This is a genomic window from Iodidimonas muriae (assembly GCF_014647255.1).
GTDB lineage: Bacteria > Pseudomonadota > Alphaproteobacteria > Sphingomonadales > Rhodothalassiaceae > Iodidimonas > Iodidimonas muriae.
Map to the genome: position 1 here is coordinate 197,884 of NZ_BMOV01000006.1, position 16,835 is coordinate 214,718.

Genomic DNA, 16,835 nt, shown 5'->3' on the forward strand with positions numbered 1-16,835 from the left:
CCTATCGTGCTTCGTAATCTGTTTCTTACCATCGGCTTGCTGTTCCTTGTGGGATCGGCCCATGCGCAATCCGTTCCCAATTCGAAAATCATTGTGGTTGATTTCGATCGGGTGTCGCGGGAATCGCTCGTAGGCAAGGACATTGCTGCTCAGACGCAATCTTTCCGCGTTGATCTGGAAGGCCGGGCCCGTGCGGTTCAGCAAGAATTGTCAACGGAAGAAGAAGAGCTGGCTAAACAGCGGTCCATCATCAGCCAGGATGCCTTTAACGAGCGCGTTCGTGCATTCCAGCAAAAGGCGCAACAGCGCCAGGCTGAATTGCAGCAGATTGACCGCCAAAGCGGCCAGGCCATGCAACAGGCCAATCTGGAAGTTCAGCGCTCTTTGCGCCCCATCGTGCGAGAAATCATGGAAGCCAAAGGGGCCAATATGGTTCTGGATAAAGCCTTGGTTTCGCATCATGCATCGGGCCTTGATGTGACGACAGAAGTGATCGAGAAGCTGGACGAAACCATGCCGAGCTTTGATGTTTCTCTTCCCAAAACCGCGTCCGCTACGTCCAACTGACCGGCGAAGACCATCACTTTTTATGCTGTCTCTCACAAATAAGGTAAGAGCTTAGGATGGATACGCTTGATACGCTTGAGATCGGTGACATCGTTCGCAAGATTCCACACCGGTTCCCCTTCCTGCTGGTGGATCGTGTGCGCGATATTGAACCGGGTGAGCGTGCAACTGGCATCAAGAATGTCACCATCAACGAACCGTTTTTCCCCGGCCACTTTCCCGAACGCCCGGTTATGCCTGGTGTTTTGATCATTGAGGCCATGGCGCAAACCTGCGGCATTCTCGTGGTTCACACCATGGGAGAAGAAGGGGAAGGGCGGCTTGTTTATTTCATGAGCATCGACAATGCCCGCTTCCGTAAACCGGTGGTTCCCGGGGATGTTTTGCATCTGGAGGTGAGTAAAGACCGGGCACGCGGCAATGTTTGGCGCTTTAATTGCGTGGCGAAGGTAGAAGGCGCGGTTGTCGCGCAGGCGACAATTGCGGCGATGCTTTTGGAGAAAGAGAAAGAAAACTAAAACGACCGTTCTTGTTTTTAACCTAAATAATAAGCCGTCGATCAACAGGATCGGCGGCTTATTTATGCGATGTGTTTTGAAAGAACAATCAATGGCGAAGCCAATTTTCCGGCTTTGCCACCATCTTCAGGATTATTTGCGCTCCTTTAAGACAAGACAGCCGGCGATCATGTCGTGAAGGCCTTGTTTGCGCTTTGTAAACAAGATCACCACATAATCGATCATCAATATAATCGTGCTGAGTATTTTTCCGAAATGCCGCCCTATGGCGCGTAGGAAAGAAATCCGCTGGCCATTCATATCGGTTACTTTAATGCCGATGGCCGCCTTGCCGAGCGTGGCCTGCTTTTCCGAGCTTTCCATGAGGGCAAAATAAAGCCAGCCAACAACACCCCCAACGATATTCGAATATAGCTCAATGGCTTCTTGCTCGCTTCCCAAGATACTCAAAACGACACCAAAAACGAGGCCAATAAGAAGACTGATGAAAAGCAAAATAATAAAATCGATGATTGGCGCCATCAACTGGCATAGATGTATCCTGCTGGAGGTTGAAGTGCATGATCCTGATGAATCTTTTTCATAAGAATATCCCCATTTTTATTTGTATAATGAGGCGTTTACCTACGCTCTGATACAGATCATCGGAATGGCCGGTGCTCTGTCCATAAAAAAACACCGGCCATTCATGACAGCCGGTGTTTTCATTATTGCAATCGACGCAGAACGCTTCAGCGTTTGTCCATGGGGATATAATCCCGCCGCGTTGCGCCTGTATAAAGCTGACGTGGGCGGCCAATGCGCTGAACCGGGTCCGAAATCATTTCGTTCCACTGCGCCACCCAGCCAACGGTGCGGGCTACGGCGAACAAGACCGTGAACATGGAGGTCGGGAAGCCCATGGCCGATAGAATGATGCCTGAATAGAAATCCACATTGGGGTAGAGTTTCTTTTCGACGAAATATTCGTCTTCCAGAGCAATTTTCTCAAGTTCTCGTGCTACATCAAAAAGTGGGTTCTTGATGTTAAGTTCATTGAGAACCTCATGGGCGGTTTTACGCAAAACCGTCGCCCGCGGATCGTAATTCTTATAAACCCGATGACCAAAGCCCATCAGGCGGAAGGGATCGTTCTTGTCTTTGGCACGTTCAATATATTCCGGGATACGGTCTGGCGTACCAATTTCTTCCAGCATTTTCAGAGCAGCTTCATTGGCGCCACCATGAGCGGGGCCCCAAAGGCAGGCGCAGCCGGCAGAAATACAGGCAAAGGGATTGGCGCCAGAAGAACCGGCCAACCGGACCGTGGAGGTGGAGGCATTTTGTTCATGATCCGCATGCAGCGTGAAGATCATATCCATTGCCCGTTCCAAGGTTGGGCTGACTTTGTATGTTTCACATGGCACGGAGAACATCATATGCAGGAAATTGCCCGCATAAGACAAATCGTTCCGGGGATAGCTAAAGGGTTGGCCCACAGAATATTTATAGGCCATCGCCGCAATGGTCGGAATTTTTGCGATCATGCGATAGCTGGCAATAATCCGCTGACGCTCGTCGGAGATGTCTGTGCTGTCATGATAGAAGGCCGCCAGGGCGCCAACCACGCCCACCATGATGGCCATTGGATGGGCATCGCGGCGGAAGCCACTGAAAAAGTGGTTCAACTGCTCATGCACCATCGTGTGATAGGTGATGTCGTGCATGAATGTGTCTTTTTGCTCTTTCGTTGGCAATTCGCCATTCAAAAGCAGATAAGACACTTCCATGAAATCGCTGTTCTGGGCCAATTGCTCGATCGGATATCCACGATAGAGCAATTCACCTTTGTCCCCGTCGATATAGGTGATCTTTGATTCGCAGCTCGCCGTTGAGGTGAAAGCCGGATCATAGGTGAACTTCCCGGTTTTGGCGTACAGCTTCCTGATATCAATGACCTCTGGGCCGACTGTCCCGGACTTGAGCGGCAGTTCGATGCCCACACCTTCACCATTCAGCGAAAGAGAGGGGCCTTGTGTGCCTTGAGCGGAATTCTTGCTCATAGGGAATTTCTCCTTACCCTAGACTGCTACCGATTTGGAGCGTTGCGATTTTGGCAGAATTGCCAATCGACACATGGTCTTCTCTTAAAGAGACGACTGGTCGTGCAAACGCCCCAAACTTTCATCACGCCCAAGCACTTCCAAAACGTCGAAAATGCCGGGCGAAACATTGCTTCCCGTAAGTGCTGCGCGCATGGGCTGCGCAACCTTACCCAATTTTATATCTGCGGATCGTGCGAAGTCTTGAACGGCACTTTCCAGGCTTGATGCCGTCCAATCCTCTACAGCTTCCAATCGTTGTGCGACAGATGCGAGAACGGCCCGTGAGGCGTCATCCAGAATTTTTGTCGCCTTGTCATTCATTTCAAGCGGACGGGACTTGAAAAGGAAGTGAGCGCTTTCACCCAACTCGACGAGTGTTTTGGCCCGCTCTTTCAATCCCGGCATGGCTTTGGTCAGCACAGCCTTGTCCGCATCATCAAATGCGCGGTTAAAATGCGCGGCAAGCAATGGCTCTGTCAATTCAACAAGATGTTCATTGTTTGCTTCACGGATATAGTGTCCATTGAAGTTTGCCAACTTCTTGAAATCGAAGCGCGCTGCCCCTTTGCCGATGCCTTCAAGGGAAAACAGGCGAATGGCTTCTTCGGTGGACAAAAGCTCCGTGTCCCCATGGCCCCAGCCAAGGCGCAGCAGATAATTTCTCAAGGCTTCGGGCAGATACCCCATATCGCGGTACGCATCGACGCCCAAGGCTCCATGACGTTTGGACAGCTTTTTACCGTCCGCGCCATGAATCAGCGGAATATGCGCATAAATCGGTGGCTCCCAGCCCATAGCGCGAACAAGCTGAACCTGTCGGAAGGCATTGGTGAGATGGTCGTCACCACGAATGACATGGGTAACACCCATATCGAAGTCATCCACAACCACCGACAACATATAGGTGGGCGAACCGTCTGAGCGCAAAAGCACCATGTCGTCCAATTCATCGTTGGAAACACGCACGCGCCCTTGAACCTGGTCTTCAATCACTGTTTCGCCAGCGCGCGGCGCCTTGAAACGCACCACAAAGCTGCCATCTTGCGGAGCATCGTCCGGTTGTTTATCGCGCCACGGACTATCAAAGCGCAAAGACTTACCCGCAGCCCGGGCGGCTTCGCGGGCGGCTTGCACCTCTTCCTGGCTGGCAAAGCAGCGATAGGCATGGCCCGATTCCAGCAAGCTCTTGGCGACCTCGCGGTGGCGGTCGGCCCGTGAGGCCTGAGATACCGCATCCCCATCCCAATCAAGGCCCAGCCATTTCATGCCATCAAGGATCGCTTCTATGGCTTCATCGGTGGAGCGTTTGCGGTCGGTATCTTCGATTCGCAACAAGAATTTGCCCTGATGATGGCGGGCAAATAACCAGTTAAACAATGCGGTTCTGGCACCACCAATATGCAAAAAGCCGGTGGGAGACGGCGCAAAACGAGTCACAACAGGCGTGGAGGGGGAACCCATGCTCTTCAAAATCTCTCATATTTGGTTAGACTAACAGACAGATACGTTGCAGGCTGCACAGATCCGCATCCACCCCAAGGCTGAACGCTGACATGCGACCGCGTGGCCTTCTAGCACATTGATTGCAAAGTGACAAAGAGCCCTGTCCATATCGCTGTATCGCGCGCCGTCGATCACGTGGCAGGCTTCTCTCATCCACTTGAAATTAAAAGAATTTTAGAAGAATCCATTCTTTCGGAACGAGAGCATTGGCTGTTATGGACGCCGGTGTTTTTGGCTTTGGGAATCGGCGGATATTTCCTTTTGCCCATTGAACCGCCCGGTTTGGTCGTCATTTTGGGCCTGTGCGTGGCATTTGCCGCTGTGGTTTTAAGCCAATCCGGCATCAGGCTCTCCTTCATTGCCCTTATGATCTTTATGAGCGGCCTTGGCCTTGCCCAATGGCGCAATGACAGGGTTGCTGCCCCGCAAATCATTGATGGATCACATCGTTTTTCGGTGGAAGGCACTGTGAAAGCCGTGGAGCCACAAGATAATGGCCATGTGCGGATTTTGTTGGACGCCTTAAAGATAAAAACGCTGGCTCTTGAGGACACGCCGCAGCGCGTGCGCATTACGGTTCGCACAGATAGCCATGATGTGACCGCAGGGGACCGCGTTTCCCTGCGGGCGATTTTGTCCCCTCCGCCTGATCCCGTTGCCCCTTATGCCTTCGATTTTGCCCGCGATTCGTGGTTCAAGCGCATTGGTGGCGTGGGGTTTGCCGTTACGGATCTTGCGATTCTGGAAAGGCCCAACACGCGTAGCCTCACCAATTGGGTGAATGGATTGCGTCAATATATCGCCCATCGGACCACAATGCGGCTGGACAATGGGGCAGGGGGAATTGCGGCAGCTTTGCTTACCGGCTTGCGCGGCTATATGGCGGAAGATGATGTGGAAGCTATGCGTATAGCGGGATTGGCTCATCTTTTGGCCATTTCCGGCTTGCATCTTGGGCTTGTGGCCAGCACGGCCTTTTTTCTGATTCGTCTGGGTGCCGCCGCCATTCCGGCCATCGCCCTGCGCTTTGATACAAGGAAGGCCGCCGCCATGATGGCGTGGCTGGTGGCTTTTGCGTATTTTTGGCTGGCCGGGGCCACCATTCCCACCCAACGCGCGTTCTTGATGATCAGCATTGTTTTGCTGGCTTTGCTGATAGGACGGCAGCCCATTTCTTTGCGTGTGGTGGCGTTATCGGCCTTGGTGATTTTAGTCGCTACGCCAGAGGCATTGCTGTCGGTCAGTTTTCAAATGTCTTTTGCTGCCGTCACCGCCCTTGTGGCGGCTTATGAGGTGCTGGCTCCCAAGCTTGCCCCTTGGCGTCGACGGGCAGGGCTTGGCAAGCGGATGGCTTTGTATTTTCTTGGAGTGGTTTTAACGACCCTGATTGCCGAAGCCGCTATTGCTCCTTTTTCCGCCTATCATTTCAATCAGCTGACCAGCTATGGCCTGATTGCCAATCTGGTAGCCGTTCCGTTGATGGCCTTTGTGGTGATGCCTTTGGGATTATTGGCTTTGTTGCTGATGCCCTTTGGGGTGGATGGGCCGGTATTGGACCTTATGGGCCTTGCCATTTCCGGGATTTTGAGCACCGCTCATCAGGTTTCAGGCTTTCCCGGCGCGGAAATCGTCGTGCGGAGCGTTCCAGCCTTTGTCCCGATGCTTTTCACCCTTGGTGTCTTATGCCTAGCATTATGGAAGACACGGCCTCTTCGGCTGCTGGCCGTGCCGTTTTTTTGTGGCGCGGTGGCCATTCTGGCCGCCAGCAAGCCCCCCGATCTGTTGATCAGCCGCGATGCGGATTTGTTCGCCGCCCGTACATCTGATGGTCTGGCGGTTTCAACCATGAGCAAAGCCCGATATAGCCGCGAGCAATGGACGGCGATGATCGGTGCCTCATCGGTTTATTTGTGGAGCACCAGCACCATGAACAAGCCCCCGCCGGTTCGTTGCGATCGATTTGGGTGTAGCCTTGGGGAGGCGCCACACAGGATCAGCTTTGCATTTACCCCTGAAGCACTGCGCGAAGACTGCCAAACCGCAACGCTTTTAATTGCGGCCATTCCGGTGCGCCAGAATTGCCCCGCACCATCCAAAATCATCGACCGCTTCGATGTGTGGCGCGATGGAGCTTATGCCCTGTGGATTAATGGCGATGACATCAAAAGCCGGTCCGTTCGCCAAGTGCGCGGCCAACGCCCTTGGGTGCAAAACCGGTGATTTTTATAGCCTATAGGCCAAGTCCGTGTGGCGGGAAAGATTTGGTGCGTTGCAAAGAAGCATTGAAGTCAGGGCATATAAGCCCTGATGCCACATTATGATCGCTTAATATCGGCGCAAAAGACCCACAAGGCGGCCTTGGATTTTCACCCGCTCTGCCGCTAAACGCTGGGTTTTATGGCTGGCATTCGAGGGGATCAATTCCACATCGCGGCCAGCGCGGCGCAAGGTTTTGAGCGTGGCTTCCTGATCGTCCACCAAGGCAACCACGATTTCACCATCCTGAGCGCTTTCACAGCCCTTGATCACCACCGTATCGCCATCCATGATACCGCTTTCGATCATGCTGTCGCCATCGACGGTCAGTGCGAAATGGTCGCCGGTTCCGAACATGCTTTGCGGTACGGTGATATAGCTGTCTACAGCCTCTAATGCCTCGATGGGTGTTCCTGCAGCGATGCGCCCATGAAGGGGAATATCCACCTGATCCGATGCGGGCGACTGATCCCGGCCATGGGAAGGCTGTGCTTCCGGCTTTGCAGGAGCACTAAACGGCACCACATTGGCCGATGTCTGTGTATTGCCAGCATCGCCAATGCCATCGGGCATGCGCACAATGTCCAATGCGCGAGCTTTGTTGGGTAAACGACGGATAAAACCGCGCTCTTCCAATGCGGTAATCAGGCGATGAATGCCGGATTTCGATTTCAGGCCCAAAGCATCCTTCATTTCATCGAAAGAAGGCGAAACGCCATCCGCCGACAAGCGGCTATGGATGAACAAAAGAAGCTGGTGCTGTTTGGCTGTAAGCATTGGATGCGCCCCGTGTTTCTGTTATGTTCTATATTAGTTCACGGGAACATCCTGTCAAGAACCAATGCTTGCATCCAAAAGCAGGGCTTCTGCCTTGTCTCCAGCTTGGGACTTTGGGGCAAAAGGTGGGCGGATAATCAGGGCATCGGCATTGGCAAACCCGCTCAATATGCTGCTGTCTTGCTGAGGGAAAGGGGTGGCACACAGGCCATTATTTCCAGCTTCCAAACTGGCGCGCAAATAGGCTTCACGGGGGCCGTTTTCCGGTAAAGCTGCGCCCAATATTGCCGGCAAACGCAGGGGCATACGGGGCGAGCGGCCCGATAGCCGGTCAATGGCAGGTCCCATGAACAACAATGCGCACACAAGGGCGGACACCGGGTTTCCCGGAAGCCCCAGCATAGCCGTCGCACCAAGCCGCCCAAAAATCATCGGCTTGCCGGGACGCATGGCAATCTTCCAGAAATCGAGCGCCAAGCCTTCTTTGCCAAAGGCATCGCGCACCAGATCATAATCCCCGACGCTGGCCCCGCCTATGGTCACCAGCATATCGCAGCCTTTGGCCGCATTTGCTGCGGCTTTCAATGCCTCGTGCCGATCCTTGGCGATGTCCAGAGAGTGCACAACGCCGCCGCGCGCACGGATCATGGCGGAAAGCGCCGGGCCCACGGCATCGATAATGCCGTCACGCCCCAAAGGCTCACCGGGTCGCACCAGTTCATCGCCCGTGGAAAGAAGGGCAATCCGCGGTTTTCGTACCACCGATAGCCAAGGCACATTGGCCGCAGCGGCAAGGGCGATATGACGTGGCTCCAGGCCTGTCCCTGCCTCAAGCACCCTGTCGCCTTCGTTAAAATCGATCCCGGCCCGGCGGATATGGTCGCCCATGGCCACCTTATGCAGCACCTGCACCGACTGGTCTGTCTTCTTTTCGGTATTTTCCTGAATGACCACCGCATCGGCCCCTTCAGGCAGGGGAGCACCGGTGAAAATCCGCACAGCTTGTCCGGGTTCCACGGCTTTATCATAGCCCAATCCGGCACGGGATTCCCCAATGACTGTCAGGCTTGCTGGCAGCACCGCACATTCTGTACTGCGGACGGCATAACCGTCCATGGCGGAAAAATCTGCGGGCGGCTGGGTGCGGCGGGCAATCACAGGTGCGGATAATACACGTCCTGCCGCTGCACTGAGTGCCACCACTTCTTCTCCCACAGGGGAAAGGGCGGAAAGAATACGGGTGCGCGCGTCTTCAACGGATAACATCAGGCTGTCTCGTGATAATCGCCAGAAGCCCCGCCTTCTTTGCTGACAAGGCGGATTTGGCCAATATGCATGCTGCGTTCCACAGCCTTCGCCATATCATAAAGGGTCAGGGCCGCAACGCTTACCGCTGTCAGGGCTTCCATTTCAACACCGGTCCGCTCGCATGTGGAGACAGTCGCGGTAATGTCGATCCCTTCGGCGCATGCTTTGAAGTCTACGCGAATAGCGCTTAAGGACAAAGGATGGCACAGCGGCACCAGATCCGCCGTGCGCTTTGCAGCCATGATCCCCGCGATCCGGGCGGTGGCCAACGCATCGCCTTTTTTTAAGGCCGAGGCCATCACCAGATCCCGTGTGGCTGCCGTCATTTCAATCACACCTTTGGCCGTGGCCTTGCGGGTTGTGACCGGTTTTTGCGACACGTCCACCATATGGGCGGCGCCTTTTTCATCCAGATGGGTCAAGCGCGTCCCTTTGCCTTTGGGGCTTTGTGGGTCTGTGCTCATGCGGTTTCCCCAAGCAATTGGCGGGTGGCGACAGTCACATCCTGTTGCCGCATCAAGGATTCACCGATCAGGAAAGTGTTTACCCCCACATCCGCGCAGCGATCCAGATCATCTTTGGTGAAGAGGCCGGATTCCGCGACCACCAGCCGGTCTTCTGGAATATCCTGAGCCAAATCGATCGTTGTCTGAAGATCCACCTTCAAGGTCTTGAGATTGCGGTTGTTTATCCCGATCATCCTAGACGGAATATTCAAGGCCATTTCCAGTTCCGAGCGGTCATGAATCTCGACCAGAATATCCATATCCAAAGATAAGGCCGCCTGTGCCAAATCGTCGGCCTGGGCAGGATCAAGCGCCGCCATGATCAGCAAGATACAATCCGCCCCCAAGGCCCGTGCCTCTGTTACCTGATAGGGATCAAGCATGAAATCTTTGCGCAAGACCGGCAAGCTGCAGGCATTACGGGCGCTGACGAGATAGTCATCGCAGCCCATGAAATATGGTTCGTCCGTCAAGACCGACAGGCAGCTTGCGCCTCCGGCCTGATAAGCACGGGCAAGCTGGGCCGGATCGAAATCGGCGCGGATCAGGCCCTTGGAAGGGCTGGCCATTTTTATTTCGCAAATCAGGCCGGTGCGGCCAGCGCTATAGGTGCTCATCAAGGCATCGAAAAAGCCCCGGGGCGGCAAGCCATTACGGATGCGGGCTTCCAGATCGGCCAAAGAAACCGTTTCCTTACAACGCGCAATATGCTGGCGTTTATCCTTGCAAATGCGGGTCAAGACATCAGACATGCGCGGTTTCGCCCTTTGTAAAAGCTGCCCATTGAGCAAGACGGTCTTGCGCCTTTCCGCTATCGATTACGGAGGCCGCGAGAGCCACACCCTCTGCCAAAGTGTCAACGTGATCGCCCACCAGCAAAGCAGCGCCTGCATTGAGCAAAACAATATCACGATAGGCCGATGGCTCCCCACGCAAAACGGTGTGCAAGGCCTGTGCGTTATAAGCGGCATTGCCGCCCTTCAAGGCATCAAGGGAATGGCGGCGTAGCCCCACATCTTCGGGGCGCACAGTAAAGCGGCTGAGCGTACCATCTTTGAAACAGGCCACCATGCTTTCGCCGGTGACGGTCAGTTCATCAAGGCCATCGCTGCCATGCACCACCCACACATGGTGCGAGCCCAAAAGGCCCAAGGTTTTGGCCATGGGCTCCAGCCAGCGAGCATCATAAACGCCGATCAACTGCCGTTTCGCCCCGGCAGGGTTGGTCAATGGCCCCAAAATATTAAAGATGGTGCGCATGCCCAAGGCTTTGCGAACCGGAGCCACATGGCGCATGGCCCCGTGATGGCGTGGGGCCAGCAAGAAACAGATGCCTAGCTGGTCAAGGGATTCCTGAACCCGCTCCACAGGGCCGTCCACACACACCCCAAGCTGTTCCAGCACATCGCAAGAGCCGGATTTGGACGACACCGCCCGATTGCCATGCTTTGCCACAGGAATACCCGCCGCCGCCGCAACGATCGCCGCCGCCGTGGAAATATTATAGGTGCCAAGACCATCACCCCCGGTGCCACAGGTATCCACCGCCTTGTCTGGTGCCGATAAGGGCAGGGCATGGGCGCGCATGGCATCGGCCCCGCCAGCAATTTCCTCGACACTTTCGCCGCGCGTTTTCAAGGCCACCAGAAAAGCCGCGATCTCGATATCGCTGGCTGCTCCCGACATGATGAACAAGAACGCCTCGCGTGCCTCTTCCCGGTTAAGAGACTGCCCTTCGGCAACTCTCTCGATATATGATTTAAACATCGTCATGGTCACGCAATTTGTAGGGCGGCATAAGCATTTGCAAGGGTGAGAAAATTCTCGAGAATTTTATGCCCATGCTCCGATGCGATGCTTTCAGGGTGAAATTGCACCCCGTGAACCGGATGCGTTTTGTGCTGTAAACCCATGATCAAGCCATCATCGGACCGCGCTGTGATCTCCAGATCTTCGGGGAAGCCATCTTCGGCAATCACCAAAGAATGATAGCGCGTGGCATTGAAAGGCGAGGGTAGGTCTTTGAATACGCCCGCACCATCATGGCGCATGGCGCTTACCTTGCCGTGCATCACCTTTGGTGCCCGCACCACCTTCCCGCCGAAGACTTCGCCAATGGCCTGATGGCCCAGACACACGCCCAAAATCGGAAGGCATGCTGCAGATTGGCGGATCAGGGCTTCGGTGATGCCCGCATCTTTTGGCTCGCCGGGGCCGGGAGAGATAATAACGCCTTGCGGGCGGATTTTATCCAGAACATCCGAAACCGTCAGCGCATCATTGCGCACCACCTCGACATCGGCCCCCAATTCACCAAGATAATGATACAAATTGAACGTGAAGCTGTCGTAATTATCGATCAAAAGATACATTAATCTGACACTCTCTTTACGATGAGCAGGGCCATCCTGCATGCCTTGCCGGCATATTTTGACAAAGCTATTCTATGGGCTGGTGCTTTACCAACGAAGTCTTTACCAGTCTCGGGTCAAATGAACCAGTAGGAAGAACGGCTGTTTTTCTCTTCCAAAAAATGGAAATTGTGTGAAAGCCAAGCGCAACAATAAGGGAAAGGCCAAAACCCCGTCCAGGCAGGCCGGGTTCGGGCGAAGGACATCCCGGCCATCTGGCAGCAGGGCAAAGCCTGCGCGTCGTGCTTGGTGGCCCCATTTTGCGCAGCGCCTTCGGGCGATCTCGCAGCATGGGCAGAACTTTACCGGGCGTCTGGCACAATGGGCCGGCGTTTTCGGGGCTTTGCTGGTTCTGGGCCTTATTTTGGTCGCCTTGTCCCAACTGACCGGCGTACATCCCCCCCGTGAAACCGAAATAGGGATGGAAAGGGAAACGCGCCCCGCGCCTTCGCTCATCACGCCTCCGCAAATGGTTTTCGATGATAGCCCGCAAGGCGACAGCCGGATTGCCAACCGATCAAATGCAAGCCCGCATATCACACCGCTTGATCCGCCACCCACACGGCCCGCATGGAGGCGTTTTGCGGCGCCCCCCCCGAAAGATGCGGATTCAAAACCGGCCATTGTACTGGTGATTGATGATGTGGGGCTCAACCATTCGGCCACCAAAAAGTTGATCAAATTGGACGGGGCTTTGACATTATCCTTCTTGCCCTATGCCGATCATTTGCCTGAACAAACCGCTGCGGCCCGAAAAGCTGGCCATGAGCTGATGGTGCATTTGCCTATGGAACCGCAAGGCGATAGCGCAGATCCGGGGCCAATGGCTTTGTTGGGGGCGCTGAATGAGCAAGAGTTTCAAAGCCGCTTGCAGTGGAATCTGGAGCGCTTCACAGACTTTGTCGGGGTCAATAACCATATGGGCAGCCGGTTGACGGAAAACCCGAAAGCCATGGAAATGGTGATGCAAAACCTACAGGAGCGAGGCTTGCTCTTTCTCGATTCCCGCACCACCGCCAACACGGTTGCCCAGAAAAAAGCCGCGGAAATGGGCGTTCCCAATATCGCCCGTGATGTGTTTTTGGATAATGAGCAAACCGCACAAAGCGTGATCCAGAATCTCGACGATATGGAACGCCTTGCAAGACGAACAGGTCTGGCCATCGGAATCGGTCATCCGCATCCGCAAACCATCAAGGCCATTGCCCGTTGGTTGCCCGATGCGAAAAAGCGGGGGCTGGTTCTTTTGCCCTTGAGCGCGGCTGTGACACGCATGGAAAATCGCCAAAAACGATTTGCCGCCACCCCAAATCACGGCACCGGCATGGCAACACCCTGATTTTTATGAAAAGCGAGGCTCAGCTCAGCTTTGGGCCGCGCCCCGGCTTGGCGGCGAAATGTACGGCCTCTTCAGCGGCGCGGAACAAGGCACGCGCCTTGTTTTCACATTCCAGATGTTCCGATTCCGGCACGCTATCGGCCACAAGCCCGGCGCCCGCATGAACATGCATGGTGCCATCTTTTACCACCGCCGTTCTTAAGACAATGCAGGTGTCCATGCTGCCATTTGCCGCGAAATAGCCAACAGCACCGGCATAGGGGCCGCGACCTTCGCTTTCCAGTTCATCGATGATTTCCATGGCACGGATTTTAGGCGCTCCGGAAACCGTTCCCGCAGGAAATCCTGCTTCCAGGGCGGCCACGGCATCATAATGATCGGAATCCAGTGTGCCGGTTACATTGGACACGATATGCATCACATGGGAATATTTCTCGACGAGATTGCGTTGTGTCACCTGAACACTGCCGGGAATCGACACCCGCCCCACATCATTGCGCCCCAGATCGAGCAACATCAAATGCTCGGACAGTTCTTTGGGGTCGGCCAACAGATCGGCGGCCAGTGCCTCATCTTCTTGTGTGTCTTTCCCGCGCGGACGGGTGCCGGCAATGGGGCGAATAGTGACCTCATTATCCCGCAACCGCACCAGAATTTCCGGGGACGACCCCACCAAGGCGGCTTCATCGAAATTCAGGAAATAAAGAAATGGCGACGGGTTCAAGCGCCGCAAAGTGCGATACAGGGCAAAGGGCGGCAGGGTGAAGGGCACGGAAAAGCGCTGGGCCAGAACCACCTGAAAAATATCGCCAGCAGCCATATGCTCCTTGGCAGAGGCCACCATCTCCCGATAGCGCTCAAGCCCAGTATGGCTGGTGATATCCGCCGGTCCATCCGATGCGGGCTGATCTTCGGCCACATCCATCATGGGGAGGGGCCGTTCCAGGGCCGTGACTGCGGATTGAAGCCGCTCGACACCGCGTTCATAAGCCTCGGTCGCCGATATACCGGCCTTGGGGCGGATTGGCGTGACAAGGGTGATGCGATCGGTAACGGAATCGAAAATCGCCATCACGGTGGGGCGCACGAACAATGCGGTGGGAAGGCCATAGGGATCGGGATTACCCGGCCCAAGGTCTTCCATCAGGCGTACCATGTCATAGCCCATATAACCCACAAGGCCCGCAGCCATGGGCGGCAGATCTTCGGGCAGATCGATCAGCGAACTGCGTAAAAGCTGGCGCAAGGCGGGCAGGGCATCCAGATCTTGTGTTTCAAACACAGCGTCCTTGGCTGCCAGACCTTCCTGAAGATGGGCGATCTCTGCCTTGTTGCCCGTGCACCGCCACAGAATATCGGGGGAAAAACCGATGATGGTATAGCGGCCCCGCACAGCACCGCCTTCCACCGATTCCAGCAAGAAACTGCCCGATTGTCCGCCTGTCAGCTTCAAATAGGCGGAAATCGGTGTTTCAAGATCTGCAACCAACCGGGTGGAAAGAACCTGTGCGGTGCCGTTGTCGTAAAGCGTTTGTGCCTTTGGCTGCGACGGAAAGACATCAAGCACCTAGAGCGCCCCTTGCGGATTGATCACTTGTTGCAATAAATTGGTATTCACCTCAACGCCATAGTCTTTGCGTAAGGCGCTTTCATATTGCACCAGTGCATCATTGAGCATGGCTGTGCTCAGGCTATCCAGAAGGGCTTCATATTCAGCAGCATCGGTTTGCGGATTGCCCGGTTTTTTATCATCAAGGCGCACCACCACATAGCCATCGCCCGATGCGGCGCGTTCCACAGCCACATCACCCACGGGCATCTGGAACATCAAGCGACCCACAATCGGCGCCACCTGATTGGACCGGCCAATGCCGGAGCGGGTGATCCAATCGGTTTCCAACAGATCCGCACCTGCCGTTTCGGCCAAAGTCGCAATCGGTTCGCCCGACCGCAAGGATTGGGCAAGCTCTTCAGCCTTTTCCCCTGCCTTGGCAAGCTGGCGCTCAGCGATCAAATTCTCACGGAGCTGATCTTGCACCTCGATAAAGGGGCGCTGCTGCGGTGGGATTTCATCAGTGACATCCATCAAGGTAAAGCCGCCATCATCGGTTGGCTCCAGCATGACGGGTTCGTCGATTTCAAGCGCCCAGACATCCGACAAATGGCGGGAAATCGCCCCTTGTACAACGCCGCCCGTCTGCAACAGACCTTCTCTCGAAACAGTGGCCTGTTCAAAAACAAGCTGAAGATTGGTGGCGATTTCTTGCAAGCCCGCACCACGTGCCAACATTTCTTCTGCCTCAACGGAGACATCATAAACCGCATCAAGGGCTTTTTCTTCGGCAATTTCCTGACGCAAGATATTGGCCACCTGATCCAACGGACGGTTGACCGGCTCGGTAATTGAGCGAACACGGAAGATATGCCAGCCAAACACACTTTGGGCGGGCGCGCTGAGGCCCGGTTCTGTCAGGGCAAACACCGCATCGGCCACTTTGGTATTATAATCTTGCTCGATATCGCTATGGCTCATATCGCCAAGCGCGATTTCATCCGGCTGAAAATCCGTCATATCGCTCAAAACAGTGTCGAAGGGCTCGCCTGCTTCAATGCGGGATACGAATGTTTCAGCCAATTCCTTGTCGTTCACGCCAAAGGAAACCAGATCGACATCGCGCAGTTCCGGCGTCTGAAATTCGGCCAAACGGGCCGCATAGCCCTCTTCCAGTTCCTCGTCCGTCACCTCATCGGGCTTGGCGACAGAAGCGGGAGAAATTTCCGCCACGGCCACCACTTTATAAGCCGGGGTCATGAAACGCCCTTTTTCAACATCGAAAGCGGCGCGCAGCTCATCTTCTGTGGGCAAATCTACGGTTCCCACCTCTTGCGCAGATACGCTCAGGATCGTCGCTTTGCGGCTTTCATTGCGATAGCGGAACAAGGACTTGGCAAGGGCATCAGGGGCCGGCTTGGCAGCCACCAAAGCCTCGACCAACTGACGACGCATCAGATCATTGCGCAAGGATGTCTCAAATTCACCGGGTGTCACACCGGCTTGGGCCAATTGGTTTTCATAGGCCGTGCGGTCAAAGCGCCCGTCAAAGCCCTCAAAAGCTTCCACCTCGTGTATGGTGGTCACCACCTGCCGATTGCTGCCCCGCAAACCAAGCTCTTTGGCATGCATATTGAAACTGCGTTCGGATACCAGTTGTTGCAGCACCTGCTGAGGGATGCCAATGGCCGCCGCCTGTTCACGGTCGATCACCTGCCCGAACTGCGCTTCCATCTGGCGAAGACGCTGGCCATAGGCCCGATCGAATTCAACCACATCGATTTCTTGATCGCCAATGGTGACCACCGCGCGTCCGCCGGTATTGGAAAATAGGTCGGGAATGCCCCAAAGGGCGAAACTGGCGATCAAAAGCCCCAAAAGTGTCAGGACGACAAATGAACCCAAAGTGCCTCGAATTGCGCTGAGCATGAACTGTATCTCGCTCCGAAATGAATATGTCGCACATCTGCCACAAGAGCAGGCGGCGGCGCATCTTATCGCTTGCCGCCATAAA

15 protein-coding genes are annotated in these 16,835 nt (G+C 54.9%); 4 read left to right on the top strand and 11 right to left on the bottom strand.

The genetic code is table 11. The features are described 5' to 3' along the window. Nucleotides 1-6 precede the first annotated feature (6 nt). Together IEX96_RS09860 and fabZ are read left to right on the top strand one after the other, a co-directional pair. Nucleotides 7-567, top strand: a complete 561-nt coding sequence (locus tag IEX96_RS09860) for an OmpH/Skp family outer membrane protein (RefSeq protein WP_188873856.1) — start codon at nt 7-9, stop codon at nt 565-567. Nucleotides 568-623: 56 nt separating this feature from the next. Then, entirely contained in the window at nt 624-1,085 is a 462-nt protein-coding gene (fabZ, locus tag IEX96_RS09865) for a 3-hydroxyacyl-ACP dehydratase FabZ (protein WP_150005064.1), read from the top strand. 132 nt (nt 1,086-1,217) lie between these two features. Here fabZ and IEX96_RS09870 read toward each other — a convergent pair whose 3' ends face one another. From IEX96_RS09870 to gltX, 3 genes are all read right to left on the bottom strand, one after another. Then, nucleotides 1,218-1,607 (bottom strand): RDD family protein, encoded by a 390-nt coding sequence (locus IEX96_RS09870; protein WP_150005063.1) that lies wholly within the window; start codon nt 1,605-1,607, stop codon nt 1,218-1,220. A gap of 209 nt (nt 1,608-1,816) precedes the next feature. Next, nucleotides 1,817-3,127 (bottom strand): citrate synthase, encoded by a 1,311-nt coding sequence (locus IEX96_RS09875; protein WP_150005062.1) that lies wholly within the window; start codon nt 3,125-3,127, stop codon nt 1,817-1,819. 84 nt (nt 3,128-3,211) lie between these two features. After that, on the bottom strand, nt 3,212-4,630 hold the full coding sequence (gene gltX / locus IEX96_RS09880; protein ID WP_150005061.1) for a glutamate--tRNA ligase: 1,419 nt from the start codon (nt 4,628-4,630) through the stop codon (nt 3,212-3,214). Nucleotides 4,631-4,759: 129 nt separating this feature from the next. Between gltX and IEX96_RS09885 the strand changes: the two genes are divergently transcribed. Next, entirely contained in the window at nt 4,760-6,892 is a 2,133-nt protein-coding gene (locus tag IEX96_RS09885) for a ComEC/Rec2 family competence protein (RefSeq protein WP_150005060.1), read from the top strand. Nucleotides 6,893-6,997: 105 nt separating this feature from the next. On the opposite strand, the gene lexA is transcribed toward IEX96_RS09885, so the two are convergent. Genes lexA through IEX96_RS09915 form a run of 6 tightly spaced genes read right to left on the bottom strand, consistent with a single transcriptional unit; the run spans nt 6,998 to nt 11,891 of the window. After that, entirely contained in the window at nt 6,998-7,705 is a 708-nt protein-coding gene (lexA, locus tag IEX96_RS09890) for a transcriptional repressor LexA (protein WP_150005059.1), read from the bottom strand. Nucleotides 7,706-7,759: 54 nt separating this feature from the next. Continuing rightward, on the bottom strand, nt 7,760-8,971 hold the full coding sequence (locus tag IEX96_RS09895) for a molybdopterin molybdotransferase MoeA (RefSeq protein ID WP_188873857.1): 1,212 nt from the start codon (nt 8,969-8,971) through the stop codon (nt 7,760-7,762). Continuing rightward, nucleotides 8,971-9,477: a cyclic pyranopterin monophosphate synthase MoaC gene (gene moaC, locus IEX96_RS09900; RefSeq protein ID WP_150005058.1), complete on the bottom strand. Its 507-nt coding sequence runs from the start codon at nt 9,475-9,477 to the stop codon at nt 8,971-8,973. The genes IEX96_RS09895 and moaC overlap by 1 nt, the downstream gene beginning before the upstream one ends. Beyond that, a complete protein-coding gene (gene trpC / locus IEX96_RS09905; protein ID WP_150005057.1) occupies nt 9,474-10,271 on the bottom strand; it encodes an indole-3-glycerol phosphate synthase TrpC in 798 nt (265 codons plus the stop codon). The genes moaC and trpC overlap by 4 nt, the downstream gene beginning before the upstream one ends. Then, nucleotides 10,264-11,292, bottom strand: a complete 1,029-nt coding sequence (gene trpD / locus IEX96_RS09910; RefSeq protein ID WP_150005056.1) for an anthranilate phosphoribosyltransferase — start codon at nt 11,290-11,292, stop codon at nt 10,264-10,266. The genes trpC and trpD overlap by 8 nt, the downstream gene beginning before the upstream one ends. Before the next feature lie 2 nt (nt 11,293-11,294). Next, the gene (locus IEX96_RS09915; protein ID WP_150005055.1) at nt 11,295-11,891 is read right to left on the bottom strand and encodes an anthranilate synthase component II; all 597 of its coding nucleotides are present in this window, start codon (nt 11,889-11,891) and stop codon (nt 11,295-11,297) included. A gap of 172 nt (nt 11,892-12,063) precedes the next feature. Between IEX96_RS09915 and IEX96_RS09920 the strand changes: the two genes are divergently transcribed. Next, on the top strand, nt 12,064-13,269 hold the full coding sequence (locus IEX96_RS09920) for a divergent polysaccharide deacetylase family protein (RefSeq protein WP_188873858.1): 1,206 nt from the start codon (nt 12,064-12,066) through the stop codon (nt 13,267-13,269). A 19-nt stretch (nt 13,270-13,288) separates the two neighbouring features. On the opposite strand, the gene trpE is transcribed toward IEX96_RS09920, so the two are convergent. Then, nucleotides 13,289-14,836 (bottom strand): anthranilate synthase component I, encoded by a 1,548-nt coding sequence (trpE, locus tag IEX96_RS09925; protein ID WP_150005053.1) that lies wholly within the window; start codon nt 14,834-14,836, stop codon nt 13,289-13,291. Beyond that, the gene (locus IEX96_RS09930) at nt 14,837-16,750 is read right to left on the bottom strand and encodes a peptidylprolyl isomerase (protein ID WP_188873859.1); all 1,914 of its coding nucleotides are present in this window, start codon (nt 16,748-16,750) and stop codon (nt 14,837-14,839) included. Nucleotides 16,751-16,835: the final 85 nt, after the last annotated feature.

Bases quoted from the DNA above. Each gene is read 5' to 3' on its own strand.
- fabZ (WP_150005064.1), top strand. From the start codon at position 624: ATGGATACGCTTGATACGCTTGAGATCGGTGACATCGTTCGCAAGATT.
- IEX96_RS09870 (WP_150005063.1), bottom strand. From the start codon at position 1,607: ATGGCGCCAATCATCGATTTTATTATTTTGCTTTTCATCAGTCTTCTT.
- IEX96_RS09875 (WP_150005062.1), bottom strand. From the start codon at position 3,127: ATGAGCAAGAATTCCGCTCAAGGCACACAAGGCCCCTCTCTTTCGCTG.
- gltX (WP_150005061.1), bottom strand. From the start codon at position 4,630: ATGGGTTCCCCCTCCACGCCTGTTGTGACTCGTTTTGCGCCGTCTCCC.
- lexA (WP_150005059.1), bottom strand. From the start codon at position 7,705: ATGCTTACAGCCAAACAGCACCAGCTTCTTTTGTTCATCCATAGCCGC.
- IEX96_RS09895 (WP_188873857.1), bottom strand. From the start codon at position 8,971: ATGTTATCCGTTGAAGACGCGCGCACCCGTATTCTTTCCGCCCTTTCC.
- moaC (WP_150005058.1), bottom strand. From the start codon at position 9,477: ATGAGCACAGACCCACAAAGCCCCAAAGGCAAAGGGACGCGCTTGACC.
- trpC (WP_150005057.1), bottom strand. From the start codon at position 10,271: ATGTCTGATGTCTTGACCCGCATTTGCAAGGATAAACGCCAGCATATT.
- trpD (WP_150005056.1), bottom strand. From the start codon at position 11,292: ATGACGATGTTTAAATCATATATCGAGAGAGTTGCCGAAGGGCAGTCT.
- IEX96_RS09915 (WP_150005055.1), bottom strand. From the start codon at position 11,891: ATGTATCTTTTGATCGATAATTACGACAGCTTCACGTTCAATTTGTAT.
- IEX96_RS09930 (WP_188873859.1), bottom strand. From the start codon at position 16,750: ATGCTCAGCGCAATTCGAGGCACTTTGGGTTCATTTGTCGTCCTGACA.